The organism is Selenomonas sp. oral taxon 149 str. 67H29BP (assembly GCF_000146365.1).
Classification (GTDB): domain Bacteria; phylum Bacillota; class Negativicutes; order Selenomonadales; family Selenomonadaceae; genus Centipeda; species Centipeda felix.
Genome location: NZ_GL397087.1, coordinates 2,097,003 through 2,120,739 on the forward strand (window position 1 = coordinate 2,097,003; position 23,737 = coordinate 2,120,739).

General features: G+C 58.2%; 38 protein-coding genes. All 38 read left to right on the plus strand.

Annotated elements, in window-relative coordinates; all coding sequences use genetic code 11:
* Window positions 1–42 precede the first annotated feature (42 nt).
* The 38 genes from trmB to rplQ all read left to right on the plus strand — a co-directional run bounded on the left by trmB (window position 43) and on the right by rplQ (window position 23,563).
* Window positions 43–702, plus strand: coding sequence for a tRNA (guanosine(46)-N7)-methyltransferase TrmB (trmB, locus tag HMPREF9166_RS09810; RefSeq protein ID WP_009753867.1), 660 nt, complete (start codon window positions 43–45; stop codon window positions 700–702).
* Entirely contained in the window at window positions 702–1,886 is a 1,185-nt protein-coding gene (locus HMPREF9166_RS09815; RefSeq protein ID WP_009753868.1) for an FtsW/RodA/SpoVE family cell cycle protein, read from the plus strand. Before trmB ends, HMPREF9166_RS09815 begins: the two co-directional genes overlap by 1 nt.
* 62 nt (window positions 1,887–1,948) lie before the next feature.
* Complete coding sequence (locus tag HMPREF9166_RS09820; protein WP_009753869.1) at window positions 1,949–3,961, plus strand: LTA synthase family protein; 2,013 nt, start codon at window positions 1,949–1,951, stop codon at window positions 3,959–3,961.
* Window positions 3,962–4,088: 127 nt separating this feature from the next.
* Window positions 4,089–4,340, plus strand: a complete 252-nt coding sequence (locus tag HMPREF9166_RS09825; RefSeq protein WP_009753870.1) for a ribosomal L7Ae/L30e/S12e/Gadd45 family protein — start codon at window positions 4,089–4,091, stop codon at window positions 4,338–4,340.
* 104 nt (window positions 4,341–4,444) lie between these two features.
* Window positions 4,445–4,822, plus strand: a complete 378-nt coding sequence (gene rpsL, locus HMPREF9166_RS09830) for a 30S ribosomal protein S12 (protein ID WP_006691184.1) — start codon at window positions 4,445–4,447, stop codon at window positions 4,820–4,822.
* A 28-nt stretch (window positions 4,823–4,850) separates the two neighbouring features.
* The gene (rpsG, locus tag HMPREF9166_RS09835; RefSeq protein WP_006691183.1) at window positions 4,851–5,321 is read left to right on the plus strand and encodes a 30S ribosomal protein S7; all 471 of its coding nucleotides are present in this window, start codon (window positions 4,851–4,853) and stop codon (window positions 5,319–5,321) included.
* A gap of 190 nt (window positions 5,322–5,511) precedes the next feature.
* Window positions 5,512–7,590, plus strand: a complete 2,079-nt coding sequence (fusA, locus tag HMPREF9166_RS09840; protein ID WP_009753871.1) for an elongation factor G — start codon at window positions 5,512–5,514, stop codon at window positions 7,588–7,590.
* 14 nt (window positions 7,591–7,604) lie between these two features.
* Window positions 7,605–8,792, plus strand: a complete 1,188-nt coding sequence (gene tuf, locus HMPREF9166_RS09845) for an elongation factor Tu (RefSeq protein WP_006691181.1) — start codon at window positions 7,605–7,607, stop codon at window positions 8,790–8,792.
* Between the two features lie 261 nt (window positions 8,793–9,053).
* Window positions 9,054–9,365 (plus strand): 30S ribosomal protein S10, encoded by a 312-nt coding sequence (rpsJ, locus tag HMPREF9166_RS09850; protein WP_006695835.1) that lies wholly within the window; start codon window positions 9,054–9,056, stop codon window positions 9,363–9,365.
* A gap of 15 nt (window positions 9,366–9,380) precedes the next feature.
* Window positions 9,381–10,034 (plus strand): 50S ribosomal protein L3, encoded by a 654-nt coding sequence (gene rplC, locus HMPREF9166_RS09855; protein WP_039981354.1) that lies wholly within the window; start codon window positions 9,381–9,383, stop codon window positions 10,032–10,034.
* 18 nt (window positions 10,035–10,052) lie between these two features.
* Complete coding sequence (gene rplD, locus HMPREF9166_RS09860) at window positions 10,053–10,676, plus strand: 50S ribosomal protein L4 (protein ID WP_009753873.1); 624 nt, start codon at window positions 10,053–10,055, stop codon at window positions 10,674–10,676.
* A complete protein-coding gene (gene rplW / locus HMPREF9166_RS09865; protein WP_009753874.1) occupies window positions 10,676–10,957 on the plus strand; it encodes a 50S ribosomal protein L23 in 282 nt (93 codons plus the stop codon). Before rplD ends, rplW begins: the two co-directional genes overlap by 1 nt.
* A 20-nt stretch (window positions 10,958–10,977) precedes the next feature.
* On the plus strand, window positions 10,978–11,805 hold the full coding sequence (gene rplB / locus HMPREF9166_RS09870; RefSeq protein WP_009753875.1) for a 50S ribosomal protein L2: 828 nt from the start codon (window positions 10,978–10,980) through the stop codon (window positions 11,803–11,805).
* Window positions 11,806–11,927: 122 nt separating this feature from the next.
* Complete coding sequence (gene rpsS, locus HMPREF9166_RS09875) at window positions 11,928–12,209, plus strand: 30S ribosomal protein S19 (RefSeq protein ID WP_006695832.1); 282 nt, start codon at window positions 11,928–11,930, stop codon at window positions 12,207–12,209.
* Between the two features lie 18 nt (window positions 12,210–12,227).
* Entirely contained in the window at window positions 12,228–12,566 is a 339-nt protein-coding gene (gene rplV / locus HMPREF9166_RS09880; protein WP_009753876.1) for a 50S ribosomal protein L22, read from the plus strand.
* Window positions 12,567–12,582: 16 nt separating this feature from the next.
* Window positions 12,583–13,254 (plus strand): 30S ribosomal protein S3, encoded by a 672-nt coding sequence (gene rpsC / locus HMPREF9166_RS09885; protein ID WP_009753877.1) that lies wholly within the window; start codon window positions 12,583–12,585, stop codon window positions 13,252–13,254.
* Entirely contained in the window at window positions 13,254–13,691 is a 438-nt protein-coding gene (gene rplP / locus HMPREF9166_RS09890) for a 50S ribosomal protein L16 (RefSeq protein ID WP_009753878.1), read from the plus strand. The genes rpsC and rplP overlap by 1 nt, the downstream gene beginning before the upstream one ends.
* Complete coding sequence (gene rpmC, locus HMPREF9166_RS09895; RefSeq protein WP_006307553.1) at window positions 13,681–13,872, plus strand: 50S ribosomal protein L29; 192 nt, start codon at window positions 13,681–13,683, stop codon at window positions 13,870–13,872. The genes rplP and rpmC overlap by 11 nt, the downstream gene beginning before the upstream one ends.
* Before the next feature lie 171 nt (window positions 13,873–14,043).
* The gene (gene rpsQ, locus HMPREF9166_RS09900; RefSeq protein ID WP_006691170.1) at window positions 14,044–14,301 is read left to right on the plus strand and encodes a 30S ribosomal protein S17; all 258 of its coding nucleotides are present in this window, start codon (window positions 14,044–14,046) and stop codon (window positions 14,299–14,301) included.
* Window positions 14,302–14,316: 15 nt separating this feature from the next.
* Window positions 14,317–14,685: a 50S ribosomal protein L14 gene (gene rplN, locus HMPREF9166_RS09905; protein ID WP_009753880.1), complete on the plus strand. Its 369-nt coding sequence runs from the start codon at window positions 14,317–14,319 to the stop codon at window positions 14,683–14,685.
* A 15-nt stretch (window positions 14,686–14,700) separates the two neighbouring features.
* Window positions 14,701–15,027, plus strand: a complete 327-nt coding sequence (gene rplX, locus HMPREF9166_RS09910) for a 50S ribosomal protein L24 (RefSeq protein ID WP_009753881.1) — start codon at window positions 14,701–14,703, stop codon at window positions 15,025–15,027.
* 27 nt (window positions 15,028–15,054) lie between these two features.
* Window positions 15,055–15,594 (plus strand): 50S ribosomal protein L5, encoded by a 540-nt coding sequence (rplE, locus tag HMPREF9166_RS09915; protein ID WP_006691167.1) that lies wholly within the window; start codon window positions 15,055–15,057, stop codon window positions 15,592–15,594.
* Window positions 15,595–15,613: 19 nt separating this feature from the next.
* On the plus strand, window positions 15,614–15,799 hold the full coding sequence (locus HMPREF9166_RS09920) for a type Z 30S ribosomal protein S14 (protein ID WP_009753882.1): 186 nt from the start codon (window positions 15,614–15,616) through the stop codon (window positions 15,797–15,799).
* A 26-nt stretch (window positions 15,800–15,825) separates the two neighbouring features.
* Complete coding sequence (gene rpsH / locus HMPREF9166_RS09925; protein ID WP_009753883.1) at window positions 15,826–16,224, plus strand: 30S ribosomal protein S8; 399 nt, start codon at window positions 15,826–15,828, stop codon at window positions 16,222–16,224.
* 22 nt (window positions 16,225–16,246) lie between these two features.
* Window positions 16,247–16,798 carry a 50S ribosomal protein L6 gene (gene rplF / locus HMPREF9166_RS09930; protein WP_009753884.1) on the plus strand — a complete coding sequence of 184 codons (552 nt, stop codon included), beginning with the start codon at window positions 16,247–16,249 and terminating at the stop codon, window positions 16,796–16,798.
* Between the two features lie 21 nt (window positions 16,799–16,819).
* Window positions 16,820–17,179, plus strand: coding sequence for a 50S ribosomal protein L18 (rplR, locus tag HMPREF9166_RS09935; RefSeq protein ID WP_009753885.1), 360 nt, complete (start codon window positions 16,820–16,822; stop codon window positions 17,177–17,179).
* Window positions 17,180–17,191: 12 nt separating this feature from the next.
* Window positions 17,192–17,698, plus strand: a complete 507-nt coding sequence (gene rpsE, locus HMPREF9166_RS09940) for a 30S ribosomal protein S5 (protein ID WP_009753886.1) — start codon at window positions 17,192–17,194, stop codon at window positions 17,696–17,698.
* A gap of 15 nt (window positions 17,699–17,713) precedes the next feature.
* Window positions 17,714–17,899, plus strand: coding sequence for a 50S ribosomal protein L30 (gene rpmD / locus HMPREF9166_RS09945; protein WP_006692907.1), 186 nt, complete (start codon window positions 17,714–17,716; stop codon window positions 17,897–17,899).
* Between the two features lie 19 nt (window positions 17,900–17,918).
* The gene (gene rplO, locus HMPREF9166_RS09950; RefSeq protein ID WP_009753887.1) at window positions 17,919–18,362 is read left to right on the plus strand and encodes a 50S ribosomal protein L15; all 444 of its coding nucleotides are present in this window, start codon (window positions 17,919–17,921) and stop codon (window positions 18,360–18,362) included.
* Between the two features lies 1 nt (window position 18,363).
* Window positions 18,364–19,620: a preprotein translocase subunit SecY gene (gene secY, locus HMPREF9166_RS09955; protein ID WP_009753888.1), complete on the plus strand. Its 1,257-nt coding sequence runs from the start codon at window positions 18,364–18,366 to the stop codon at window positions 19,618–19,620.
* 18 nt (window positions 19,621–19,638) lie between these two features.
* Window positions 19,639–20,286 carry an adenylate kinase gene (locus HMPREF9166_RS09960; RefSeq protein ID WP_009753889.1) on the plus strand — a complete coding sequence of 216 codons (648 nt, stop codon included), beginning with the start codon at window positions 19,639–19,641 and terminating at the stop codon, window positions 20,284–20,286.
* An 18-nt stretch (window positions 20,287–20,304) separates the two neighbouring features.
* Entirely contained in the window at window positions 20,305–20,523 is a 219-nt protein-coding gene (infA, locus tag HMPREF9166_RS09965; protein WP_006307539.1) for a translation initiation factor IF-1, read from the plus strand.
* Window positions 20,524–20,681: 158 nt separating this feature from the next.
* On the plus strand, window positions 20,682–20,795 hold the full coding sequence (rpmJ, locus tag HMPREF9166_RS09970) for a 50S ribosomal protein L36 (RefSeq protein WP_006307538.1): 114 nt from the start codon (window positions 20,682–20,684) through the stop codon (window positions 20,793–20,795).
* Window positions 20,796–20,810: 15 nt separating this feature from the next.
* Window positions 20,811–21,179: a 30S ribosomal protein S13 gene (rpsM, locus tag HMPREF9166_RS09975; RefSeq protein WP_009753890.1), complete on the plus strand. Its 369-nt coding sequence runs from the start codon at window positions 20,811–20,813 to the stop codon at window positions 21,177–21,179.
* A gap of 15 nt (window positions 21,180–21,194) precedes the next feature.
* Window positions 21,195–21,587, plus strand: coding sequence for a 30S ribosomal protein S11 (rpsK, locus tag HMPREF9166_RS09980; protein WP_006307536.1), 393 nt, complete (start codon window positions 21,195–21,197; stop codon window positions 21,585–21,587).
* A 20-nt stretch (window positions 21,588–21,607) separates the two neighbouring features.
* Window positions 21,608–22,201, plus strand: a complete 594-nt coding sequence (gene rpsD / locus HMPREF9166_RS09985; protein WP_009753891.1) for a 30S ribosomal protein S4 — start codon at window positions 21,608–21,610, stop codon at window positions 22,199–22,201.
* Between the two features lie 50 nt (window positions 22,202–22,251).
* Window positions 22,252–23,211: a DNA-directed RNA polymerase subunit alpha gene (locus HMPREF9166_RS09990; RefSeq protein WP_009753892.1), complete on the plus strand. Its 960-nt coding sequence runs from the start codon at window positions 22,252–22,254 to the stop codon at window positions 23,209–23,211.
* A 19-nt stretch (window positions 23,212–23,230) separates the two neighbouring features.
* A complete protein-coding gene (gene rplQ, locus HMPREF9166_RS09995; RefSeq protein ID WP_009753893.1) occupies window positions 23,231–23,563 on the plus strand; it encodes a 50S ribosomal protein L17 in 333 nt (110 codons plus the stop codon).
* The last annotated feature ends 174 nt before the right edge of the window (window positions 23,564–23,737 follow it).

The window sequence follows — 23,737 nt, forward strand, 5'->3', positions numbered from 1 at the left end:
CGCTGACGGGGGCGCGTTATTTCTGCGGAGCGGGATGGGGATATGAGACTGAGGAGAAAGCCGTGGATTGACGCGGCGATTTTGGACTATGCGGCGTTTGTCACGCCGCTCGGCGGGGACTGGACGGGCTCAGCCGGGCACTGGGCGGAGCAGTTCGGACGCAGTGCGCCTCTTCACGTGGAGATCGGTGTCGGCAAGGGGGATTTCCTGACGGAGCTTGCGGCACGCCATCCCGAGGTGAATTACGTCGGGCTCGAGGCGCAGCAGGGCGTGCTTTACTTCGCGGCACGTAAGGCCGCAGAGCGGGAGCTGACGAATGTCCGCCTGCTCGTCTTCGACGCGGCGCGTCTGACGGAGCTTTTTGCCCCGCATGAGGTCGATCGCATCTATCTGAACTTCTCCGATCCGTGGCCGAAGGCGCGGCATGCGAAACGCCGCCTGACGAGCGAGGTGTTCCTCGCGCGTTACCGCACGGTGCTCAGGGAGGGCGGCGAGATTCGTTTCAAAACGGATAATACGGGGCTCTTTGCCTACTCGCTTGAGACCATGGAGCGTGAGGGGTGGCGTCTGACGGATGTGACGCACGACCTTCATGCACTCGGCGAGGCGGACAATATCATGACGGAGTATGAGCGAAAGTTCAGCGCACGCGGCGCAAAGATCGGGCGGCTCGTGGCACATCGCCCCGCAGGGGATATGTGATGCACACGCGGTATACGCTCTTTAAGAGCGAGACGGAGCCGATCGTCATTGTTATGGTGATTCTCCTCGTGACAGGAACGATCAATGTGTTCAGTTCGAGCTATGTGCTGGCGGCGATGAACTTCGAGAATCCGTATTATTTTCTGCAGCGGCATCTCCAATGGCTCTTGCTCGGCACGATTGCCTGCTGGCTCTGCCGGCGGATGAACTATCAGCGACTGCGCGGGCTCATGTTCATCGGGCTGGGGATTAATCTCTTCCTGCTCGTGGCGGTGCTCTTTGTGGGGACGACGATTAACGGCGCGCAGCGATGGATCGCCCTTGGCCCCTTGAGCTTTCAGCCGGCGGAGTTTGCCAAGCTCATGGGCGTGCTCATGGGCTCGTTCTCGATCTCGGCGGTGCTCGCAAAGGAGCGGTTCCGCATGGACCGCGACTGGCCGCGTGTTGCAATTCCGTTTGGCGCGATTCTCCTCATGGCGTTTCTCGTGTATCGTGAGCCGGACTTTGGGACGGCGTGCATCGTGTTCGGTGTGCCGCTTTTTATGGCACTCGTCCTGCTTGTCCCGCCGCGCCGCTGGGTGCTGATCCTGATCCCTGTCGCATTGGCGGCGCTTGCGATCGGGACGCTGCAGCCCTATCGCATGAAGCGCATGGAGGTGTGGCTCGATCCGTGGTCGGATGCACGGAACGCGGGCTATCAGATGGTGCAGTCCCTCTCGACGATCGGCTCGGGCGGTATTTTCGGCATGGGTTTCGGCGATGGCGTGAGCAAATATGAGTACCTTCCTGAGGCGCATACGGATTTCGCCTTTGCAATTTTCAGTCAGGAGCATGGCTTTTTCGGCGTGCTGTTGATCTTCTTCCTGTTCGCCGTTCTGTTGGTCGCGAGCATTCGCGTAGCGACGCGGGCAAAGGATACGTTCGGACAGGTGCTCGCCCTCGGCATCATCTTCCTTGTCGTCGGACAGGCACTCGCCAATCTCGCAATGGTCGCGGGACTGCTCCCTGTCGTGGGTGTGCCGCTGCCGTTCATCAGCTACGGCGGTTCGTCGCTGATCGTGACGATGGCGGGGATGGGGATGCTGCTCGGCATCGCGGACCGCAGCAAGGATGCACCGCCCGTGAAAAAAAAGAAGCATGAGCCGCCGGAGGTGCGGCGGAGCAGGATACACGTGGTGCAATAGGAAAGTATGCAGCTGCAGCATAGGGGGGCGACCCTTCATGCAGCATTTTTCGAGGAGATGTGATGTTCAGTAGTTTTGTTCTGGGGATGCAGCAGGATGTGAAGATGTTCCTCCTGCCGCCGCTGCTATGCGCCGTATTCCGACTGATCTTCATCTTGGTCTATCGTCCGAAGAAGTCACCGTACGGCGAGTGGAGGAAATGGCTGACATGTTTCCGCTACGGTTTCTGGTGGGGGATGGATGTCAACGCATATCTCTATCTCGCCCTCCTGCTCCTCGTCTCTCTGCCGGGAGCGTTTTTTCCTGCGTACTTTGCCGTTGGGGATACCGTGCGGCTGGCGGTATTTCTCCTATACGCCGCTGTCCTTTATACGGCGTTTCTCGGGAAGATGATTTTCTATTCACATTTTCACGATACGTTCAATCCAATTCTCCTGCTTGGACGCAACGCCGACAAGCGAAATCTGGCGGATATTTTCTTTCATCAGAACCACGGCGCGTGGCTGCTGCTGAGCTATCTGCCCTATCTGGCGTTCTGCTATGCCGCAGGGAATGCTCTTTTGGCACTGCCGCCGTTTGCGTATCCGACACTGGCGGATGGGACGGGGCAGTATGCAGCGAACGCATGTGTATTCGTACTGTCGATTGTGTTTTTTTACTGGCTGCGCTATGGAGGGACGCTGCGTCACCGCAAAAAGCCGGAGTGGGACGAGGTACCGGTCACGGTCAAGGAGGATGTGTTCCTCGGCAAGGCGACGATGGATGACCTCATTGCACTGAAACTGCTGCGGCGGCGCACTGTTCATGCGGCGATGCGGCACACGGATGCGGATACGGCGGCGATCCTGCCCGCCATTATTTCCTCTGATGCACCGCTTCTGCCCGATCCTCTGTGCGCATTTGCGCGGACGGCACGGGGCGCAGTCATCACACCGCCGCGCCGCATTTTCTTTCTGCTCGCAGAGAGCTACGGGCAGGTGCATTTTGATGCACCGTACGCGGCGCTGGGGCTGATGGAGGCAGGGGCGCGATTCCGCGCGGAGGAGCATACCGTCTGCATCGACAATTTTCTCTCGGGCGGCATGATCTCACAGCCGTCGCTCACGAGTCTGCTTGCCGGTGTCTACGATGCGGACTTGGAGCTGAACGAAAATGTGCTCTTCTGGGAGCGCACGCTGCCGACAGCTCTGCCGCTCATCCTCAAGCGTCTCGGCTATCGTACGTCTTTCTGGTATGGCGGGGGACTGAACTGGGGGAGCTTGACGCATTTCATCCCGGCGCTTGGCTTCGATGCGGCGTACGGCGGCCCCGATATATGCCCGCCAGGTGCACCACGCACATGGCTCGGGGTCTACGACCATCTTTTCCTCGCGGAGGTGGGGCGGCGGATACGCGCGGAGGACGATGTCCCATCGTTTCACTTCATCTATACGACGTCGAATCATGGCCCGTATCTGCTCCCGTTTGAGGAGTATGGATTCGACGCGAGGCGACTGACAGACCGCGGCGTACGGAAGGACTCACTGAAGTATCGCGGTCTTGCCTGTGCATGGTATGCCGATCAGGCACTCTGCCGTTTTATTGACGAAATGCGGGCGGTTTATCCCGACAGCCTCTTCATCGTGACGGGTGATCATGTGGGCGGAGAGTTCCCGTTGATTCCGGGGGTGACAGAACGCAGAGAGCTGCTGCTGCGCGAGCGGCTGATGACCTCGTTCTCGATGCATCATCCGCAGCTGACGAAAGTGGATTTTGCGGGGAACATGATCGGCGGGCACATGAACATTCTGCCGACACTGATCGAACTGATTGCGCCGCAGGGGTTCTCCTACTACTCCATTGAAAAACCGCTGACGGAGCGTCTCGACCATGTCGTTACGCCATACGCATGGCTGACGCAGGAGGAGGTCGGGCGCTATCAAGATCGTACGGCACAGGCACTGACGGTGACGGCAGGAACGCTGCCGTGGCAGATCGATACGGCGCGATTTACGGAGGAGCGCGATGCGTACGTCGAACTGACAGCGTACTATGTGCGGCATCCGGAGCTGCTGATCAGGAAAGAGGATCTTTGAGTTTTTTCTTGCTTTCGACGCAGAAAGATACGCTAGGAAAAGTGTAAATGTAAAACTTTGTAAAATATGCGTTGACAAGGGTTTTTGTGAATGATATTATGTGAAAGTCCCTTTTTGGAGGTGAACTATGTCTCTGGAGAAATTGCGCACAGCACGCTGTATTGCGGGCGTCCATCAGGTGTGTAAAGCCGTGCAGAGCGGCGCGGCAGAGGCGGTGTTCATCGCATCGGACGCGGATGATCGCGTGCTTGCTGCGCTGCTTGCGGCGTGTGCGGCGGCGGGCATCGAGCCAAACCGTACGGCGACACGGGCAGAGCTGGGCGAACATGCCCGCCTTGACGTGAGTGCTGCGGCGGTGGCGATTTTACGGAAGCACTGATGCATCCAGTTTGACTGGTGTATCGGCGTCCCTACGGTAAAAACGCAGAATCTGCGTTTTCATACAAAAAGAATTGGAATGACGACAAAGGAAGGAGGTGCAGTATGCCAACGATCAATCAGCTCATTCGCAAGAGCCGGAAGAGCCTTGAGGAGAAATCGAAAGCACCAGCACTGAAGAACAGCCCGCAGAAGCGCGGCGTCTGCACGCGTGTCTACACGTCCACGCCGAAGAAGCCGAACTCTGCTCTTAGAAAGGTTGCTCGTGTTCGCCTGACGAACAGCATCGAGGTGACCGCATATATCCCAGGCATTGGGCACAATCTGCAGGAGCACAGCGTCGTCCTCATTCGCGGCGGCCGTGTCAAGGATCTGCCGGGTGTCCGTTACCACATCATTCGCGGGTCGCTCGATACCGCTGGTGTGCAGGATCGCGCACAGGCGCGCTCGAAGTACGGCGCGAAGCGTGCGAAGAAGAAGTAAGGCAGTATATCGTTAAGGAGGTTGGGCTATGCCACGTAAGGGCCCTGTGCCGAAGAGGGATGTTCTGCCGGATCCGGTATATCATTCCAAGACGGTGACGAAGTTTATCAACAAGGTTATGCTCTCGGGCAAGAAGAGCGTCGCACAGCGTGTCGTCTATGATGCGTTCGAGACGATTCGCGAGAAGACGGGGCAGGATCCGCTCGAGGTGTTCGAGACGGCGCTGCGCAACGTCATGCCCGTGCTCGAGGTCAAGGCACGCCGTGTCGGCGGTGCCAACTATCAGGTGCCGGTCGAGGTTCGTGCGGATCGCCGCATGACACTCGGCATCCGCTGGCTTGTCGGTTATGCGCGTCTGCGCGGCGAGAAGACGATGGATGCACGCCTCTCGGCAGAGCTGATGGACGCTGCGAACAATACGGGAGCGGCGATCAAGAAGAAGGAAGATACGCACAAGATGGCGGAGGCCAACAAGGCATTCGCACATTATCGCTGGTAAGAATCGCTGATGTGAAGCTTGTCAGATTGGCATAGATTTTTCGTCCTAATCAAGGAGACAAACCAGACGCAGAGCGCGCTCTGTGGAGAATTTGCCGACGATGAGAGGGCGGAAAAGATTCGCCAAGATGATGGTGCCGGATTTATCAGAGGTTACGTAATATCAGCAGTGTAAGGAGCGATAGGAAACAGTGGCAAGAGAATATTCCCTTGAAAAAACGCGGAATATCGGCATCATGGCGCACATCGATGCCGGCAAGACGACGACCACCGAGCGCATTCTCTTCTACACGGGCGTAACGCACAAGATCGGCGAGGTTCATGAGGGCGCTGCCACCATGGACTGGATGGTTCAGGAACAGGAACGCGGCATTACGATTACGTCGGCGGCGACGACCTGCCACTGGAAAGACCATCGCATCAATATCATTGATACGCCGGGTCACGTTGACTTTACGGTCGAGGTAGAGCGCTCGCTGCGCGTGCTGGACGGCACGGTCGCCGTGCTGACCGCCCGCGGCGGTGTTGAGCCGCAGACGGAGACGGTCTGGCGTCAGGCAGAGCGTTACAATGTCCCGCGCATGGCGTACGTCAACAAGATGGACATTACGGGCGCGGATTTCTTCAACGTCATGAAGATGATGCGCGAGCGTCTCAATGCGAACCCAGTGGCGATTCAGCTGCCGATCGGCGCAGAGGATGAGTTTAAGGGCATCATTGACCTTGTGAAGATGGATGCCATCGTCTACGAGGATGATCTCGGCAAGGTGACCGATGAGGTCGAGATTCCCGCCGAGTACAAGGAGCAGGCAGCAGAGTACCGCGACAAGCTCCTTGAGGCATGCGCTGAGACGGATGATGAGCTGATGGAGAAGTACCTCGGCGGCGAGGAGCTGACCGAGGACGAGATCCGCGGTGCCATCCGCAAGGCGACCATCGCCTGTGAGATGACGCCGGTGACGTGCGGCACGTCGTACCGCAACAAGGGGGTTCAGCCCCTGCTCGATGCGATCGTCGACTACATGCCCGCACCGACGGATATCCCGCCGATCGCGGGTGTGAACCCCGACACAGGCGAAGAGGATCACCGTCCGGCATCGGACAGTGCACCGTTCTCGGCACTCGCGTTCAAGATCATGACGGATCCGTTCGTCGGAAAGCTCGCGTTCTTCCGCGTTTACTCCGGCACACTGAACTCCGGCTCGTATGTCTACAATGCGACGAAGGACAGCAAGGAGCGCATCGGCCGTATTCTCCAGATGCATGCGAACAACCGCAAGGAGATCGATATCGTCTACAGCGGCGATATCGCAGCGGCGGTCGGTCTGAAGAACACGACGACGGGCGATACGCTCTGCGACGAGAACAATCCGATCATCCTTGAGTCGATGGAGTTTCCGGATCCCGTTATCTCCGTTGCGGTGGAACCCGCGACGAAGAACGATCAGGAGAAGATGGGCATCGCCCTCCAGAAGCTCGCCGAGGAGGATCCGACGTTCCGCGTTCATACGGACGCTGAGACGGGTCAGGTCATCATCTCGGGCATGGGCGAGCTGCATCTGCAGATCATCGTCGACCGTATGCTCCGCGAGTTCAAGGTCGACTGCAAGGTCGGTGAGCCGCAGGTTGCATACCGTGAGACGATTCGCAAGCAGGTCAAGGCGGAAGGCAAGTTCGTCCGTCAGTCCGGCGGTCATGGTCAGTACGGTCACTGCTGGCTCGAGCTCATTCCGCAGGAAGCGGGCGAGGGCTTCAGCTTCGAGAACAAGGTCGTCGGCGGCGTGATTCCGAAGGAGTTCATCAACCCGATCGAGGCCGGTGTTCGTCAGGCAATGGAGAGCGGCGTTGTCGCAGGCTATCCGATGGTCGACATCAAGGTCATCGTCTACGACGGTTCGTTCCACGAGGTTGACTCCTCCGAGGCGGCGTTCAAGGTCGCCGGCTCGATGGCGTTCAAGGCAGGCGCGGAGAAGGCAAACCCCGTTCTCCTCGAGCCGTACGTCAAGGTTGAGGTCACGGTGCCTGAGGAGTATATGGGCGACGTTATCGGCGATCTGAACTCCCGCCGTGGACGCATCGACGGCATGGAGCCGCGCAACGGCGTGCAGGTCATCAATGCGTACGTTCCGCTCTCGGAGATGTTCGGCTACTCGACGGATCTCCGTTCCAAGACCCAGGGTCGAGGGAACTACTCGATGGAAGTTTCCTTCTACGACGAGGTTCCTAAGAATATAGCTGACGCTGTTGTCGCCAAGAACAAAGGCGAATAAGGAGGAATTGTTAAATGGCAAAGGAAAAGTTTAACCGCAGCAAGCCCCATGTCAACATCGGCACGATCGGTCACGTTGACCACGGCAAGACGACGCTGACGGCGGCGATCACGAAGGTTCTCTCCGAGAAGGGCTATGCGAAGTTCGAGGACTATGCGGACATCGATAAGGCACCGGAGGAGCGTGAGCGCGGCATCACGATCAACACGGCACACGTTGAGTATGAGACGGACAAGCGTCACTATGCACACGTGGACTGCCCGGGCCATGCGGACTATGTCAAGAACATGATCACGGGTGCTGCACAGATGGACGGCGCGATCCTCGTCGTCTCCGCAGCAGATGGTCCGATGCCCCAGACGCGTGAGCACATCCTGCTCGCCCGCCAGGTCGGCGTTCCCGCTATCGTTGTCTTCCTCAACAAGGTCGACCAGGTTGACGATCCCGAGCTCCTCGAGCTCGTCGAGATGGAAGTCCGCGAGCTCCTCTCGAGCTACGACTTCCCCGGCGATGAGATCCCTGTGATCGCAGGCTCTGCGCTGAAGGCACTCGAAGGCGATGAGGCAATGAAGGCAAAGATCATGGAGCTCATGGATGCGGTTGACGACTACATCCCGACGCCGACGCGCGACACGGACAAGCCGTTCCTCATGCCGGTCGAGGATGTCTTCACGATCACGGGCCGCGGCACAGTCGCGACGGGGCGTGTGGAGCGCGGCGAGCTGAAGCTGAACGATACGGTTGAGATCGTCGGCCTTCAGGATCAGGCACGCAGCACGGTTGTTACGGGCATCGAGATGTTCCGCAAGCTGCTCGACAGTGCGGTTGCCGGCGACAACATCGGCGCACTGCTCCGCGGTGTGGACCGCAAGGACATCGAGCGCGGCCAGGTTCTCGCAAAGCCGGGTTCCATCAACCCGCACACGAAGTTCAAGGCGCAGGTCTACGTCCTGACGAAGGAAGAGGGCGGCCGTCATACGCCGTTCTTCACGAACTATCGTCCGCAGTTCTACTTCCGTACGACGGACGTGACGGGTGTTGTCCGTCTCCCCGAGGGCACAGAGATGGTCATGCCCGGCGATAACGTCGAGATGGAAGTCGAGCTCATCACCCCGATCGCGATCGAGCAGGGGCTCCGCTTCGCTATCCGCGAGGGCGGCCACACCGTCGGTGCGGGTCGTGTTACGGCGATTGAGGGTTAATTGAATTAACCTTGATATTCCCTAGGGAGAGGAGCGGCGCGCTCGCGTCGCTCCTTTTCGAGGGAAATGACGGTACGATGAAATTGGACCGGAATTTCCGATGGGGAGTAGAATAAAAACTTCTTTTCATCTTTTGGAATCATACGACAGACGACGTACTCCATGCGATGACATGGCAGATGGCTATGCCCCGATGGGGCAGAGGGAACTGCCGTGGAGAAATGTTTGGGGCGGGACCCCGGACGAAGGAGGAAAACTACTTTGGCGAAACAGCAGAAAATCAGAATTCGTTTGAAGGCCTATGACCACAAGGCACTCGATCAGAGTGCGGCGAAGATCGTCGACACGGCGAAGAAGACGGGTGCGATGGTCTCCGGGCCCATTCCACTTCCGACGGAGAAGAATGTCTACACGATTCTCCGTTCCCCGCATGTCAACAAGGACTCGCGTGAGCAGTTCGAGATGCGCACGCACAAGCGTCTCATCGACATCCTGCAGCCGACGAACAAGACGGTCGATTCACTCATGCGTCTCGATCTGCCGGCTGGCGTTGACATCGAGATTAAGCTCTAATAGGAGGTGGATGCCTTGGCTAAGGCTATTTTAGGAAGAAAACTGGGTATGACTCAGATCTTCACAGAGGAAGGCCGCGTCGTCCCCGTGACGGTCGTGGAGTCCGGCAACAACTTCGTGCTCCGCAGCAAGACGGTGGAGTCGGACGGCTACAACGCTGTGCAGATTGGGTTTGGCGACATTAAAGAGAAGAACGTCACGAAGCCGCTCAAGGGTCAGTTTGAGAAGGCGGGCGTGAAGGCAGTGCGCTTCATTCGTGAGATGCGCCTTGCTGCTCCTTCCGAATACAATGTAGGCGACACGATCGGCGTCGACATCTTCGCTGAGGGCGACCTCGTCGATGTGGTCGGCACGTCGAAGGGCAAGGGCTTCGCGGGCGGCATCAAGCGTCACAACTTTGCGCGCGGCCCCATGGGCCACGGCTCGAAGTCGCACCGTGAGCCGGGCTCGACGGGTGCGATGATCTCCGGTCCGGGCGGACGCGTCCTCAAGGGCAAGAAGCTCCCGGGCCGCATGGGAGGCGAGCGCGTCACCGTGCAGCGTCTGACGGTCGTCCGTGTGGACGCCGACCGCAACCTCATTCTCATCAAGGGCGCGATTCCGGGCCCGAAGAAGGGATTCGTTGTGATTAAAGATACCGTAAAGCCTGCAAAGGCAGCGAAAGAATAAGGAAGGAGGAATCGCAGTATGGCAAATGTAGCAGTCTATGATATGGCGCACAACCAGGTTGGCGAGATCAGCCTGAACGATGCGTTCTTCAATGTTGAAATGAATGCCGGCCTCCTTCATCAGGCGGTTGTCCTCCAGCTCGCGTCGCAGCGGCTTGGCACGCATGCCACGAAGACGCGCGGTCTCGTGCGCGGCGGCGGACGCAAGCCGTGGCGTCAGAAGGGAACGGGTCGTGCCCGTGCAGGTTCGACGCGCAGCCCTCTGTGGGTCGGCGGCGGCACGGTCTTTGGACCGCATCCGCGTAAGTACGGCTTCACGATGCCGCGCAAGCAGCGCCGTCTCGCTCTGAAGTGTGCGCTCTCCGATAAGGTGCGCACGGGCGATTTCATCGTTCTCGATCACCTCGATTTCGATGCGCCGAAGACGAAGGCAGCAGTTAAGCTCCTGAGCGACTTCGGTGTGGATGCAAAGAGCCTCTTCATCACGGCGGACGAAGCGGTGAACGTGGAGCGTTCGACGAGCAATATTCCGGGTGTAAAAGCCATCACGGCAAGTGGAATCAATGTCTTTGACATTCTCCATCATGACAAGCTCTTCATTACGAAGGATGCCATCACCCGTATCGAGGAGGTATTCGCATAATGGAAGCACGTGATATTCTCGTACGCCCGCTGATCACCGAGCGCACGACGCAGCTCATGGCTGAGGGCAAATACGTCTTCGTCGTTGCGAAGGCTGCCAATAAAATCGAGATCGCCAAGGCGGTCGCAGAGGTCTTCAAGGTGAAGGTCGCAAAGGTCAACACGGTCAACGTCACCGGCAAGAAGAAGCGCATGGGACGTACCGAGGGCAAGCGCCCGGATTACAAGAAGGCCATCGTAAAGCTTGCTCCGGGTGAGACGATCGAGTTCTTTGAAGGCTGAGACGAAAGGAAGGTACGAACGTGGCAGTAAAAACTTTTAAGCCGTATTCTGCCGGCAGACGTTTCATGACGGTCTCTTCCTTCGATGAGATCACGACGGACAAGCCGGAGAAGTCCCTGACCGTCCGCCTCACCAAGACGGGCGGGCGCAACCAGCAGGGCAAGCTGACCGTACGCCATCGCGGCGGCGGACACAAGCGCCTCTACCGCATCATCGATTTTAAGCGTACGAAGGACGGCATCCCCGCCCGTGTGGCGACGATCGAGTACGATCCGAACCGCAGCGCTCGCATTGCTCTCCTGAACTATGCGGACGGTGAGAAGCGCTATATCCTCGCGCCGAACGGCCTCAAGGTCGGCGATGTCGTGGAGTCGGGTGCCGAGGCGGATATCAAGCCGGGCAACGCACTCCCGCTGAAGAACATCCCGCTCGGTACGATCATCCATGCCGTTGAGCTGAAGATCGGCAAGGGCGCACAGCTCGTCCGCAGCGCGGGCACGTCGGCACAGCTCATGGCAAAGGAAGGCGACTATGCACTCCTGCGCATGCCGTCCGGCGAGATCCGCCGCGTGCACGTCAACTGCCGTGCGACGATCGGTGAGGTCGGCAACCTCGAGCATGAGAACATCACCATCGGCAAGGCCGGCCGCAGCCGCTGGCTCGGACGCCGTCCGGAGACGCGCGGTATCGCGATGAACCCGAACGACCATCCGCATGGCGGCGGCGAGGGCCGTTCGCCGGTTGGACGCAAGAGCCCGATGACGAAGTGGGGCAAGATTGCGATGGGCAAGAAGACGCGCCGCAAGAAGAAGGCGTCGAATCGTCTCATTGTGCATCGTAGGAAGTAATAAGTAACTCACGAGGACAGCCCCTGCTTTTGGGGCATTCCTCTGAATTGCTGATTTAACACCGCAACTTGCAGATAGAACCTCGTCGGATTGATTACAGTCCGACGAAAGGAGGAAAAACTTTGTCAAGATCGATTAAGAAAGGGCCTTTCGTCGCAGAGAGCCTGATGAAGAAGATCGAGGCACTCAACGAAAAGAATGAGAAGAAGGTTGTGCGCACGTGGTCGCGCAGCTCGACGATCTTCCCGGATTTCGTGGGTCATACGATCGCCGTCCATGACGGACGCAAGCATGTTCCCGTCTACGTGACGGAGGATATGGTCGGACATAAACTCGGCGAATTTGCGCCGACACGTACATTCAAGGGTCACGCGGGCGAAGAGCGCAAGACCTCGCTGCGCTGATAGAGAGGAGGACGATTCGTGGCACAGGAAGTAAAGGCTACCGCCAAATACATCCGTATCGCCCCGCGCAAGGTTCGCATCGTGATGAACCTCGTGCGCGGCAAGAGCGTTGCTGACGCTCTGGCGATCCTGAAGTTCACGCCGAAGGTCGGCGCGGACGCCGTGGAGAAGGTGCTTCGCTCTGCTATCGCAAACGCGGAGAACAACTTCGACATGGATGTGGATCGACTGTTCATTTCCTCAGCTTTCGTTGACCAGGGGCCGACCTTGAAGCGCATTCATCCGCGTTCGCGTGGACAGGCGTTCAAGATTTTGAAGCACACGTCCCATATCACGGTTGCCGTAAACGAAAAGTAATAGGGAGGGAAACAGTTTGGGTCAGAAAGTAAATCCCCATGGCATTCGCCTTGGCATCGTCAAGGACTGGGATGCCCGCTGGTATGCAGACAAGGATTTCGCGCAGAATCTGCATGAGGACATCAAGATTCGCGATTACCTCAAGAAGAGCCTCCAGACCGCAGGTGTTCCCCGCGTGGAGACGGAGCGCAGCAAGAACCGCCTGAAGCTCACGATCCATACGGCAAAGCCGGGCATGGTCATCGGACGCGGCGGCTCGGGCATCGAGCAGATCAAGGAGGGGCTCAAGGGCCTCACCGAGAAGCGCGTTGACATCAATATCGCAGAGATCAAGCAGCCGGACCTCGATGCGACGCTCGTCGCCGAGAACATCGCAGCACAGCTTGAGCGCCGTATCGCGTTCCGCCGTGCGATGAAGCAGGCGGTCGGACGCACGATGCGTCTCGGCGCGAAGGGAATCAAGATCGCCGTCAGCGGCCGTCTCGGCGGCGCGGAGATCGCCCGCCGCGAGTCCTATCGCGAGGGCAGTATTCCCCTGCACACGCTGCGTGCAGACATCGACTACGGAACGGCTGAGGCACACACGACCTACGGCCGCATCGGCATCAAGGTCTGGATCTTCAAGGGCGAGGTTCTCCCCGACAAGAAGCAGGCACCGAAAAACAATAAGGAAAGGAGCGAGGCGTAATGTTACTTCCAAAGCGTGTCAAGTACCGCAAGCAGTTCCGCGGACGCATGAAGGGTAAGGCACAGCGCGGCAACACGGTCAGCCATGGCCAGTACGGTCTCGTCGCTCTGGAACCTGCATGGATCACGAACCGCCAGATCGAGGCTGCGCGTATCGCGATGACGCGTTACATCAAGCGCGGTGGTAAGGTCTGGATCAAGATTTTTCCGGACAAGCCCGTTACGGCGAAGCCGGCAGAGACCCGCATGGGCTCCGGCAAAGGCTCGCCTGAGTACTGGGTTGCTGTCGTAAAGCCCGGCCGCGTCCTCTTTGAGATGGACGGCGTGTCGCGTGAGGTAGCAGCAGAGGCCATGCGCCTCGCTGGGCATAAGCTCCCGATCAAGACGAAGTTCGTCGTACGTGAAGAAGTAGAGGGCGGTGAAGTGAATGAAGGTTGATGAGATTCGCGGCCTGAGTGCCGATGAGCTCACGGAAAAACTCGCGTCGCTCAAGGAAGAGCTCTTTGGCCTCCGTTTCCAGCACGCCACCGGACAGCTCGACAATCCGATGCGTATCAAGGACGTAAAGAAGACGATTGCCCGCATCAAGACCATTCAGCGCGAGCAGGCAAACGCCTAAGTCTCAGTTAGGTAAACTGGTGAAAGAGTCCTACCGAATTCGCATGGATTTTTCGTCCTGTCAAGAAAACAAGCCGAACGCAGAGTGGTGCTCTGTGGAGGTTGCTCCCGCAGAGAGGGCGGAAAAGATGAAGAAGTCGGTATGATATGCATGGGAAGGAGGCTCACAGAGATGAGCGATAGAAATGTACGCAAGGTACGAGTCGGCAAGGTCGTGTCCGACAAGATGGACAAGACGGTTGTCGTCGCTGTCGAGGAGCTCGAGCAGCATAAGATGTATAAGAAGCCGGTCAAGAAGACGGTGAAGTTCCACGCGCATGACGAGAAGAACGATGCACACATCGGTGATCGCGTGTCGATCATGGAGACGCGTCCGCTCTCGAAGACGAAGCGCTGGCGCGTGGTCGAGATCGTCGAGCGCGCGAAGTAAGGAGGAAACAGATCAATGATACAGCAGGAAACAATCCTGAATGTCGGCGATAACACAGGAGCGAAGGAAATCCTCTGCATTCGCGTACTGGGCGGCTCATACCGTAAGTATGCCAACATCGGCGATGTTATCGTCGCCTCCGTCAAGGCGGCAGCGCCGGGCGGCACGGTGAAGAAGGGCGATGTCGTCAAGGCGGTCGTCGTCCGCAGCGTCAAGGGGATCCGCCGTCCCGACGGTTCCTACATCCGCTTCGACGAGAATGCGGCCGTCATCATCAAGGACGACCACACGCCGCGCGGAACGCGTATCTTTGGACCGGTCGCACGTGAGCTGCGCGAGAAGGATTTCATGAAAATCGTCTCGCTTGCGCCTGAAGTTCTTTAAGGAGGAGGTGTTATTTTGTCGCTGGCAAAACTGAACGTCAAGAAGGGCGATACGGTCGTCGTTCTTTCCGGTAAGGATAAGGGCAAGCAGGGCAAGGTCCTCGTCGCTCAGCCGAAGAAGGGCAAGGTCATCGTGGAGGGCGTCAACAAGGTAAAGCGCCACACGAAGCCGAGCCAGAGCGCACCGCAGGGCGGTATTATCACGAAGGAAGCACCGCTCTTTGCGAGCAAGGTGCAGCTCGTCTGCCCCGCATGCGGCAAGGCGACGCGCGTCGCACACCGCATCATCGGCGAGCGCAAGGTACGCGCCTGCAAGAAGTGCGGCGAGCCCATTGAGCAGTAATTTTCGAGGAAAGGAGGAATACGCAAAGTGGATAGACTCAAAGAGAAGTATCAGAAGGAAGTTGCTCCCGCGCTGACGGAGAAGTTCGGCTACAAGAACGTCATGCAGCTCCCGAAGGTGGAGAAGATCATCATCAACATGGGCGTCGGCGAAGCCGTCGGCAACCCGAAGGCACTCGATGCCGCTGTGACGGATCTCACCGCGATTGCCGGCCAGAAGCCCCAGCTCACGCGCGCGAAGAAGTCGCTCGCTGCATGGAAGCTCCGTGAGGGCATGCCGATCGGCTGCAAGGTCACGCTGCGCGGCACGCGCATGTATCAGTTCCTCGATAAATTCATGAACGTCGCACTTCCGCGCGTCCGCGATTTCCGCGGCGTCAGTGAGAAGGCATTCGACGGGCGCGGCAACTATGCCGTGGGTCTGCGCGAGCAGCTCATTTTCCCCGAGATTGACTACGACAAGATCGACAAGATCCGCGGCATGAACATTGTCATCGTCACGAGCGCGCATACGGACGAAGAGGCCAAAGAGCTCCTGCGTCTCATGGGTATGCCGTTCCGCGCATGACGGGCAAGGAGGAACAACTGTGGCAAAGAAGTCAATGATCGAGAAGTGGAGCAAAGAGCCGAAGTTCTCGACGCGTAAGTACAACCGCTGCAAGATCTGCGGACGTCCGCATGGCTACATCCGCAAGTTTGATATGTGCCGTATCTGCTTCCGTGAGCAGAGTTACAAGGGCGCCATCCCTGGTGTAACCAAGGCAAGTTGGTAATACGTATATAAGGAGGATATCGATTCATGGCAATGACTGATCCTATTGCAGATATGCTGACCCGCATCCGCAACGCGAACTCGGTCTACCACGAGAGCGTCGCGATCCCGGGCTCAAAGGTCAAGACGGCAATCGCCGAGGTCTTGAAAAAGGAAGGCTTCATCGAGAATTACACCTTCCAGGAGGACGGCAAGCAGGGCGTCCTCACCGTCACGCTGAAGTATGGAGCAAAGCGTGAGCATGTCATTTCCGGCCTGAAGCGCGTCTCCAAGCCCGGACTTCGTCAGTACGCCAAGCACGATGCGCTCCCGCGCGTCTACGGCGGTCTCGGCATCTCCGTGATCTCCACGTCTAAGGGGATCATGAGCGACAAGGATGCCCGCAAGGCAGGTCTCGGCGGCGAAGTTCTCGCATTCGTATGGTAACGCACAGGCAGGAGGTGTAACAATGTCACGAATTGGAAGAGCACCGATTCACATTCCGTCCGGTGTTACCGTCACGGTCGGTGCGGAGAATCTCGTGAAGGTCAAGGGCCCGAAGGGCGAGCTTTCGCGGGTGATCCATCCGGATATGAAAATAACCGTCGAGGACGGCGTCGTTACGGTCGCACGTCCGTCGGACGATAAAACGCACAGGTCGCTCCACGGCCTTTCCCGTGCGCTGATCCACAACATGGTGGTCGGCGTCTCGGAAGGCTTCACCAAGACCCTTGAGATTAGCGGTGTTGGCTATCGTGCGGCAAAACAGGGCAAGAACCTCAACCTCTCGCTTGGCTTCTCGCACCCCGTTGTCGTTGAGCCGCCCGAGGGCATCACGTTCGAGTGCCCCTCGGCGACGGTCATTACGGTCTCCGGCATCAGCAAGGAAGCCGTCGGTCAGGTCGCTGCTGAGATCCGCGCGCATCGCGAGCCGGAGCCGTATAAGGGCAAGGGCATCAAGTACGCCGGAGAGCATATCCGCCGCAAGGAAGGCAAAGCCGGCGCGAAGGGCAAGAAATAAGAAGGAGAGGAGTGACACACTGTGCTTATCAAGCAGGATAAGAATCAGGCGCGCCAGAAGCGCCATCTGCGCGTGCGCAATCACATTGCAGGAACGGCGGCACGTCCGCGTCTCAATGTATTCCGCAGCCTAAAGAACATCTACGCACAGATCATCGACGATGAAAAGGGCGTGACGCTCGTCTCCGCGAGCTCAAAGGACAAGGGCTTCTCGCAGTACGGCGGCAACGTCGAGGCCGCAAAGGCCATCGGCGCAGCTGTTGCTAAGAAGGCTCTTGAAAAAGGCATCACCGAGGTCGTCTTTGACCGCGGCGGCTACATCTACCATGGCCGCGTCGCTGCTCTCGCAGAGGCGGCACGCGAAGCCGGACTGAAATTCTAAAGGAGGGAAAGCATGGCTAGACATAACGAAAACGAGACGCCGGAGTTCGAGGAGCGTGTCGTATTCATCAACCGCGTATCGAAGGTTGTCAAGGGCGGCCGACGCTCCTCCTTCAGCGCACTTGTTGTCGTTGGCAACAAGAAGGGCAAGGTTGGCGTCGGACTCGGCAAGGCTGCCGAGGTACCCGAGGCGATCCGCAAGGGCATTGAGGATGCCAAGAAGAGCCTCATCGAGGTGCCGCTGCGCGAAGAGCGTACGGTTCCGCATGAGATCACGGGCATCTTCGGTGCTGGCCGCGTCCTCCTGAAGCCTGCCGCAAAAGGTACCGGCGTTATCGCCGGCGGCCCGGCGCGTGCCGTTCTGGAGCTCGCAGGCGTGCGCGACATCCTCACGAAGTCGCTTGGCTCGTCGAACCCGAACAACATGGTGCGTGCCACGATGGAAGGCCTCATGGGACTCAAGAGCCCCGCAGAGGTCGCAGCACTTCGCGGCAAGTCCGTTCATGAGATTTTTGGCTGATAAGGAGGAACGAACATGGCAAAAGTCAGAGTTACCCTGACGCGCAGCTTGATCGGTCGTCCTGAGACGCAGCGCAAAACGGTAAAATCACTCGGACTGCGCAAGCGCAACTCCGTGACCGAGCTTCCCGACACGCCTGCCGTGCGTGGACAGCTTCACAAAGTCTCCCACCTCATCACGGTGGAAGAGATCGCAGATTGAAGAGGGGAGGCAAGAATCTATGAAACTGCATGAATTACAGCCTGCGGAGGGATCGCGTGCCGTGCGTAAGCGCGTCGGCCGCGGTATCGGCTCCGGCATGGGCAAGACCTCCTGCCGCGGCATGAAGGGGCAGAAGTCCCGCTCAGGCGGCGGTGTCCGCACCGGTTTTGAGGGCGGCCAGATGCCTCTCTACCGTCGTCTGCCGAAGCGCGGCTTCAAGAACGTCTGGGCAAAGACGTTCGCCGAGGTCAACGTCGGCAGCCTGAACTGCTTCGAGGACGGCACGACGGTTGATCCCGTTGCGCTCATCGAGGCGGGCATCCTGAAGAACGTTCGTGACGGCGTCCGCATTCTCGGCGACGGCGAGCTCACGGCGAAGAACCTCACCGTGCGCGCACAGGGCTTTACCCAGAGTGCCGCGGAGAAAATCGCAGCAGCAGGCGGCAAAGTAGAGGTGGTCTAAGGTGCTCAGTGCCCTTGGCAACATCTTTCAGATTCCCGAGCTGCGGCAGAAGATCATCTTCACGCTCATCATGTTCGCCGTGTTCCGCATGGGAACGCACATCCCCGTGCCGGGCGTTGACCCCACGGCGATTGAGCAGCTCTTCTCGCAGGGAACGCTGTTCGGCCTCCTCGATCTCTTTTCGGGCGGTGCGTTCAGCAAATTTTCCGTCTTTGCAATGAGCATTACGCCCTACATCAATGCAGCCATCATCATCCAGCTGCTCAACGTCGTTGTACCGACGCTCGAGCAGTGGTCGAAGGAAGGCGCGGAGGGGCATAAGAAAACGACGAAGGTCACGCGCTACCTGACGGTGGTGCTCGCGTTCTTCCAGGCGATCGGCATGTCGATCGGCCTCAAGACCGCGATTCTCAACCCGAACCCCGTGAACATCCTCATCATCGCCATCACACTGACGGCGGGGACGGTGTTCCTCATGTGGCTCGGAGAGCAGATCACAGCGAACGGTGTCGGCAACGGCATCTCGCTCATCATCTTCGCCGGTATCGTCGCAGCGCTGCCGAAGAACATCGGCACGATCCTCGCCTATGTCAAGGCAGGCACAATCAGCTACTTCAGCGTGTTTGCGTTCGGCGTGATTGCATTGGCGATGATCGTCTTCGTCATTCACATTGAGACCGGCTTCCGCCGCATCCCAATCACGTATGCGAAGCGTGTCGTCGGCGGCCGCACGGCGACGGGACATTCGAGCCATATTCCGTTCAAGGTCAATCAGGCGGGCGTTATCCCGATCATCTTTGCCTCGTCGGTGCTCATGTTCCCGATCACGGTGGCACAGTTCGTCGATATTCCGTGGGTCAAGACGGCGGCGTCCTATCTGGAGTGGGGAAAACCCCTCCAGACGACGCTCTATGTCCTCATGATCATCTTCTTCACCTACTTCTACACATCGGTGACGGTGAAGATCCAGGATATGGCGGACAACCTCAAAAAATACGGCGGCTTCGTCCCCGGGCTTCGTCCCGGTCAGGCGACGGCGGACTATCTCGACTATGTGCTGACGCGCATCACCCTCGCGGGTGCGTTCTTCCTCGCGTTCATCGCGGTTCTGCCGAACCTCATCGCAGAGGCGACGCACATCCAGGGCGTGTACTTCGGCGGCACGGCACTTCTCATCGTCGTGGGCGTTGCCCTCCAGACGATGAAGCAGATCGAGTCGATGGTGGTCATGCGCCACTACGAAGGCTTTATGAAATAACGTACGAAGGAGATCCCTATGCAGATCATTTTGATGGGTCCCCCGGGTGCCGGCAAGGGCACGCAGGCGGTAAACCTTGTAAAACGCTACAATGTTCTTCACATCTCCACGGGCGATATGTTTCGTGAAGCCGTGAAAGAGGGGACCCCCCTCGGCAAAGAGGCGAAGTCCTACATGGACGCAGGGAAGCTCGTTCCCGATTCCGTCACCATCGGCATCGTGCGTGAGCGGCTCAGTAAGCTGGACTGCAAGGAGAAGGGATTCATCCTCGATGGATTCCCGCGCACCGTCGAGCAGGCGGATGCCCTCGCAGAGATCCTGAAGGACAACGGGATGGCACTCACCGCCGTTCTCAACATCAGCGTCCCCGCCGCCGATCTCATCGAGCGCGCTGTCGGACGCCGCATCTGCAAGAGCTGCGGACATTCCTACCACGTGAAGTTCAACCCGACGAAGGTGGAGGGGGTCTGCGACGACTGCGGTGGTGAGACCTACCAGCGTGCCGACGACAGCGAGGAGACAATGAAGAGCCGTCTTTCCGTCTATGAGTCCTCGACGCGTCCGCTGATCGACTACTATAAGAAAGCGGGCGTCTACAAGGAGATCGACGGCCGACAGGACATCGCAAAGGTGGAGGCGGATCTTGCCGCCGTCCTTGAGGCGTAAAAGGAGCGAAAGGGAAGAATGTCAAAGCAGGATGTCATCGAGGTAGAGGGAAGAGTTGTTGAGAAGCTTCCCAATGCGATGTTCCAGGTCGAGCTTGAGAACGGACACGTCGTCCTCGCTCATGTTTCCGGAAAAATACGTATGAACTTCATCCGTATCCTTCCGGGCGACAAGGTGACCATCGAACTCACCCCGTACGATCTGACCCGTGGACGCATTACCTATCGCTTTAAGTAATACGAGGAAAGCACCGATTATAGGGCGTTCGGCTGATTAGCAGGAAAAACTGGTCAAAACGAAGTTTTTATGCTAGAATAGATAAGATCGACGTTTTCGGGTATGCGGCACAGCTCCGCTGCCCCGTGCGCGCAGGGAGACGGAAGGAGGCAAGCGCAGTGAAGGTAAGACCGTCTGTCAAGAAAATCTGTGAAAAATGCAAGATCATCAAGCGCAAGGGCCGCGTTATGGTCATTTGCGAGAACCCCAAGCATAAACAAAGACAAGGATAAAAAGGAGGTGCACTTATGGCACGTATTGCCGGTGTAGATTTGCCCCGTGACAAGAGAATTGAAATTGCGCTGACGTACATCTTCGGCATTGGTCTCACGACCGCGAAGAAGCTGCTCGCAGCTGCGGACGTGAACCCCGATACGCGTACGCGCGACCTCACGGAGGATGAAGTCGTCAGACTTCGTGATGCCATCGACAAGAACGCCGTGGTGGAGGGCGACCTTCGCCGCGAAATTCAGATGAACATCAAGCGTCTCGTTGATATCGGCTGCTACCGTGGCCGCCGCCACCGTCTCGGCCTGCCTGTCCGCGGACAGAACACGAAGAACAATGCGCGCACGCGCAAGGGCCCGAAGAAGGCCGTCGCAGGCAAGAAAAAGTAAAGGAGGCTCGTAGAGGTGGCTGTTAAGAAAACAACACGTTCCAAGAAAAAAGTTCGCAAGAACATAGAGTCGGGCGTTGCACACATCAGCTCGACGTTCAACAATACGATCGTCACGCTCACCGACAAGAGCGGCAATGCGCTCTCGTGGGCGAGTGCGGGCGGTCTCGGCTTCCGCGGCTCGCGCAAGAGCACGCCGTTCGCTGCACAGATGGCGGCAGAGACGGCGGCAAAGGCTGCAATGGAGCACGGACTCAAGTCCGTTGAGGTCTATGTCAAGGGACCGGGTGCCGGCCGTGAGGCTGCCATTCGCTCGCTGCAGGCAACGGGCCTTGAAGTCAACATGATTAAAGACGTGACGCCCATCCCGCACAATGGATGCCGTCCGCCGAAGCGTCGCCGCGTCTAACAGGAGGTGGATGAAACAACATGGCAATTGATAGAGTACCAGTCTTAAAGCGCTGCCGTGCCCTCGGACTCGAGCCGGCGACCCTCGGTCGTTCGCGCCAGTCGACGCGTCAGCTCCGCCGCACGAACCGCAAGGTCTCTGAGTACGGACTTCAGCTCAAGGAAAAGCAGAAGGCGAAGTTCATCTACGGCGTTCTCGAGCGTCAGTTCCGCGGCTACTATGAGAAGGCAAAGAAGATGTCCGGCGTCACCGGTGAAAACCTCCTCTGCCTCCTCGAGCGCCGCATGGACAACGTCGTGTTCCGCCTCGGCCTCGCTAACACGCGCCGTCAGGCACGTCAGCTTGTCCGCCACGGACACTTCACGGTGAACGGCAAGCGCGTCGACATCCCCTCCGCACTCGTCCATGAGGGCGATGTGATCGAGGTCGCCGAAAAGAGCCGCTCCGGCGCGTTCTTCAAGGAGCTTAAGGAGAGCAGCAATGCACTCTCCGCACCCGCATGGCTCACTGCCGATCAGGCAAACCTGACGGGCACGGTGACACGTTTCCCCCATCGTGAGGAGATTGACGTTCCGGTCAACGAACAGGCCATCGTCGAGCTTTACTCCAAATAATGAATGTGAATGTGTCTGCATTACGCGTTTATTATGGAGGAGGCACATAGATGACAGATATCGAGAAACCGAAAATCGAGATCGCAGAGATCAGCGAGGACGGACGTTACGGCCGCTTCATCTGCGAGCCGCTCGAGCCAGGCTACGGCACGACGTTCGGCAACAGTCTGCGGCGGATGCTGCTCTCGTCCTTGGACGGAGCGGCGGTCACCTCCATCCAAATCGACGGCGTTCTGCACGAGTTCTCCACCATTCCCGGTGTACGGGATGATGTGACGAGCATCGTGCTGGCACTCAAGCAGCTCTGCATCCGCATGCAGGACAGCGAGCCGCGCACGATCCGCATCGAGGCGGCCGGCGCGCGCGAAGTCACCGCCGCCGACATCGAGTGCGGCAGCGACATTGAGATCCTCAACCCCGAACTGCATATTGCAACGATGGGGGAGACGGGGAAACTCAAGATCGAGATGACCGTTGAGCGCGGCCGCGGCTACGTTCCGGCGGATCGGAACAAGAAACCGGATGACGTCATCGGCGTCATCCCCATCGACTCCATCTTCTCACCTGTGCAGCGTGTCAACTACACGGTAGAGGACACGCGTGTCGGCAACGTCACGGACTATGACCGTCTCATCCTCGAGGTATGGACGAATGGCTCCATCCGTCCTGAGGAAGCGGTGAGCAAGGCGGCGGCGATCCTCGTCATGCACCTGCGTCTGTTCCAGAACATGGACGGCAGCGTGGTCGAGGAGGAGGAGGAAGTTCCGAACTTCCCGCCCGAGGAGGTCGACGACAGCGCGAAGGTGCTCGAGATGACCATCGATGATCTGGATCTTTCCGTTCGTTCCTTCAACTGCCTCAAGCGCGCCGGCATCAATACGGTTGCCGATCTCGCGCAGAAGACCGAGGACGATATGATGAAGGTGCGCAACCTGGGACGCAAATCTCTGGATGAAGTGAAGAAAAAACTTGAGGAGCTTGGACTCTCCTTGAGACAGGACAACGAATAACGATAGGAGTGGGAAACACATGAGAAAGCTCGGACGCAATTCCGCGGCCCGCAAGGCTCTCTTCAGGAGCATCCTCACATCCTTCTTCAAGCATGGACGTATTGAGACGACCGAGGCAAAGGCAAAGGAGCTGCGCTCCCTCGCCGACGGCCTCATCACGCTCGCGAAGCGCGGCGATCTCAGTGCGCGTCGTCAGGCTCTTGCGGCTCTGGCGGAAGAGGATGTCGTGCGCAAGCTCTTCGGCGAAATCGCAGAGAAGTACACGGACAAGAAGAGCGGTTACACCCGCATCTTGAAGCTCGGTCCCCGTCGCGGCGATGCCGCTCCGATGGCCATTATCGAGCTGGTTTAAACCAACAAAAGACCGCCGGCAGGCGGTCTTTTGTTGTCTGAAAGTGTTTTGGACGCTGCATCTTGTCTGTTCTGTGCGAACGTTTCGTTATGTCGGTGACATGTGAACGTTTGCCTAAGGATAAATTTATTTGAAAAAAAGGGGGGGAACTGGTAAAATAATAGAATCTGTAAG

Bases quoted from the DNA above. Each gene is read 5' to 3' on its own strand.
- trmB (WP_009753867.1), top strand. From the start codon at position 43: ATGAGACTGAGGAGAAAGCCGTGGATTGACGCGGCGATTTTGGACTAT.
- HMPREF9166_RS09815 (WP_009753868.1), top strand. From the start codon at position 702: ATGCACACGCGGTATACGCTCTTTAAGAGCGAGACGGAGCCGATCGTC.
- HMPREF9166_RS09820 (WP_009753869.1), top strand. From the start codon at position 1,949: ATGTTCAGTAGTTTTGTTCTGGGGATGCAGCAGGATGTGAAGATGTTC.
- HMPREF9166_RS09825 (WP_009753870.1), top strand. From the start codon at position 4,089: ATGTCTCTGGAGAAATTGCGCACAGCACGCTGTATTGCGGGCGTCCAT.
- rpsL (WP_006691184.1), top strand. From the start codon at position 4,445: ATGCCAACGATCAATCAGCTCATTCGCAAGAGCCGGAAGAGCCTTGAG.
- rpsG (WP_006691183.1), top strand. From the start codon at position 4,851: ATGCCACGTAAGGGCCCTGTGCCGAAGAGGGATGTTCTGCCGGATCCG.
- tuf (WP_006691181.1), top strand. From the start codon at position 7,605: ATGGCAAAGGAAAAGTTTAACCGCAGCAAGCCCCATGTCAACATCGGC.
- rplD (WP_009753873.1), top strand. From the start codon at position 10,053: ATGGCAAATGTAGCAGTCTATGATATGGCGCACAACCAGGTTGGCGAG.
- rplW (WP_009753874.1), top strand. From the start codon at position 10,676: ATGGAAGCACGTGATATTCTCGTACGCCCGCTGATCACCGAGCGCACG.
- rplP (WP_009753878.1), top strand. From the start codon at position 13,254: ATGTTACTTCCAAAGCGTGTCAAGTACCGCAAGCAGTTCCGCGGACGC.
- rpmC (WP_006307553.1), top strand. From the start codon at position 13,681: ATGAAGGTTGATGAGATTCGCGGCCTGAGTGCCGATGAGCTCACGGAA.
- rpsQ (WP_006691170.1), top strand. From the start codon at position 14,044: ATGAGCGATAGAAATGTACGCAAGGTACGAGTCGGCAAGGTCGTGTCC.
- rplN (WP_009753880.1), top strand. From the start codon at position 14,317: ATGATACAGCAGGAAACAATCCTGAATGTCGGCGATAACACAGGAGCG.
- rpsH (WP_009753883.1), top strand. From the start codon at position 15,826: ATGGCAATGACTGATCCTATTGCAGATATGCTGACCCGCATCCGCAAC.
- rplF (WP_009753884.1), top strand. From the start codon at position 16,247: ATGTCACGAATTGGAAGAGCACCGATTCACATTCCGTCCGGTGTTACC.
- rpsE (WP_009753886.1), top strand. From the start codon at position 17,192: ATGGCTAGACATAACGAAAACGAGACGCCGGAGTTCGAGGAGCGTGTC.
- rpmD (WP_006692907.1), top strand. From the start codon at position 17,714: ATGGCAAAAGTCAGAGTTACCCTGACGCGCAGCTTGATCGGTCGTCCT.
- rplO (WP_009753887.1), top strand. From the start codon at position 17,919: ATGAAACTGCATGAATTACAGCCTGCGGAGGGATCGCGTGCCGTGCGT.
- HMPREF9166_RS09960 (WP_009753889.1), top strand. From the start codon at position 19,639: ATGCAGATCATTTTGATGGGTCCCCCGGGTGCCGGCAAGGGCACGCAG.
- infA (WP_006307539.1), top strand. From the start codon at position 20,305: ATGTCAAAGCAGGATGTCATCGAGGTAGAGGGAAGAGTTGTTGAGAAG.
- rpsM (WP_009753890.1), top strand. From the start codon at position 20,811: ATGGCACGTATTGCCGGTGTAGATTTGCCCCGTGACAAGAGAATTGAA.
- rpsD (WP_009753891.1), top strand. From the start codon at position 21,608: ATGGCAATTGATAGAGTACCAGTCTTAAAGCGCTGCCGTGCCCTCGGA.
- HMPREF9166_RS09990 (WP_009753892.1), top strand. From the start codon at position 22,252: ATGACAGATATCGAGAAACCGAAAATCGAGATCGCAGAGATCAGCGAG.
- rplQ (WP_009753893.1), top strand. From the start codon at position 23,231: ATGAGAAAGCTCGGACGCAATTCCGCGGCCCGCAAGGCTCTCTTCAGG.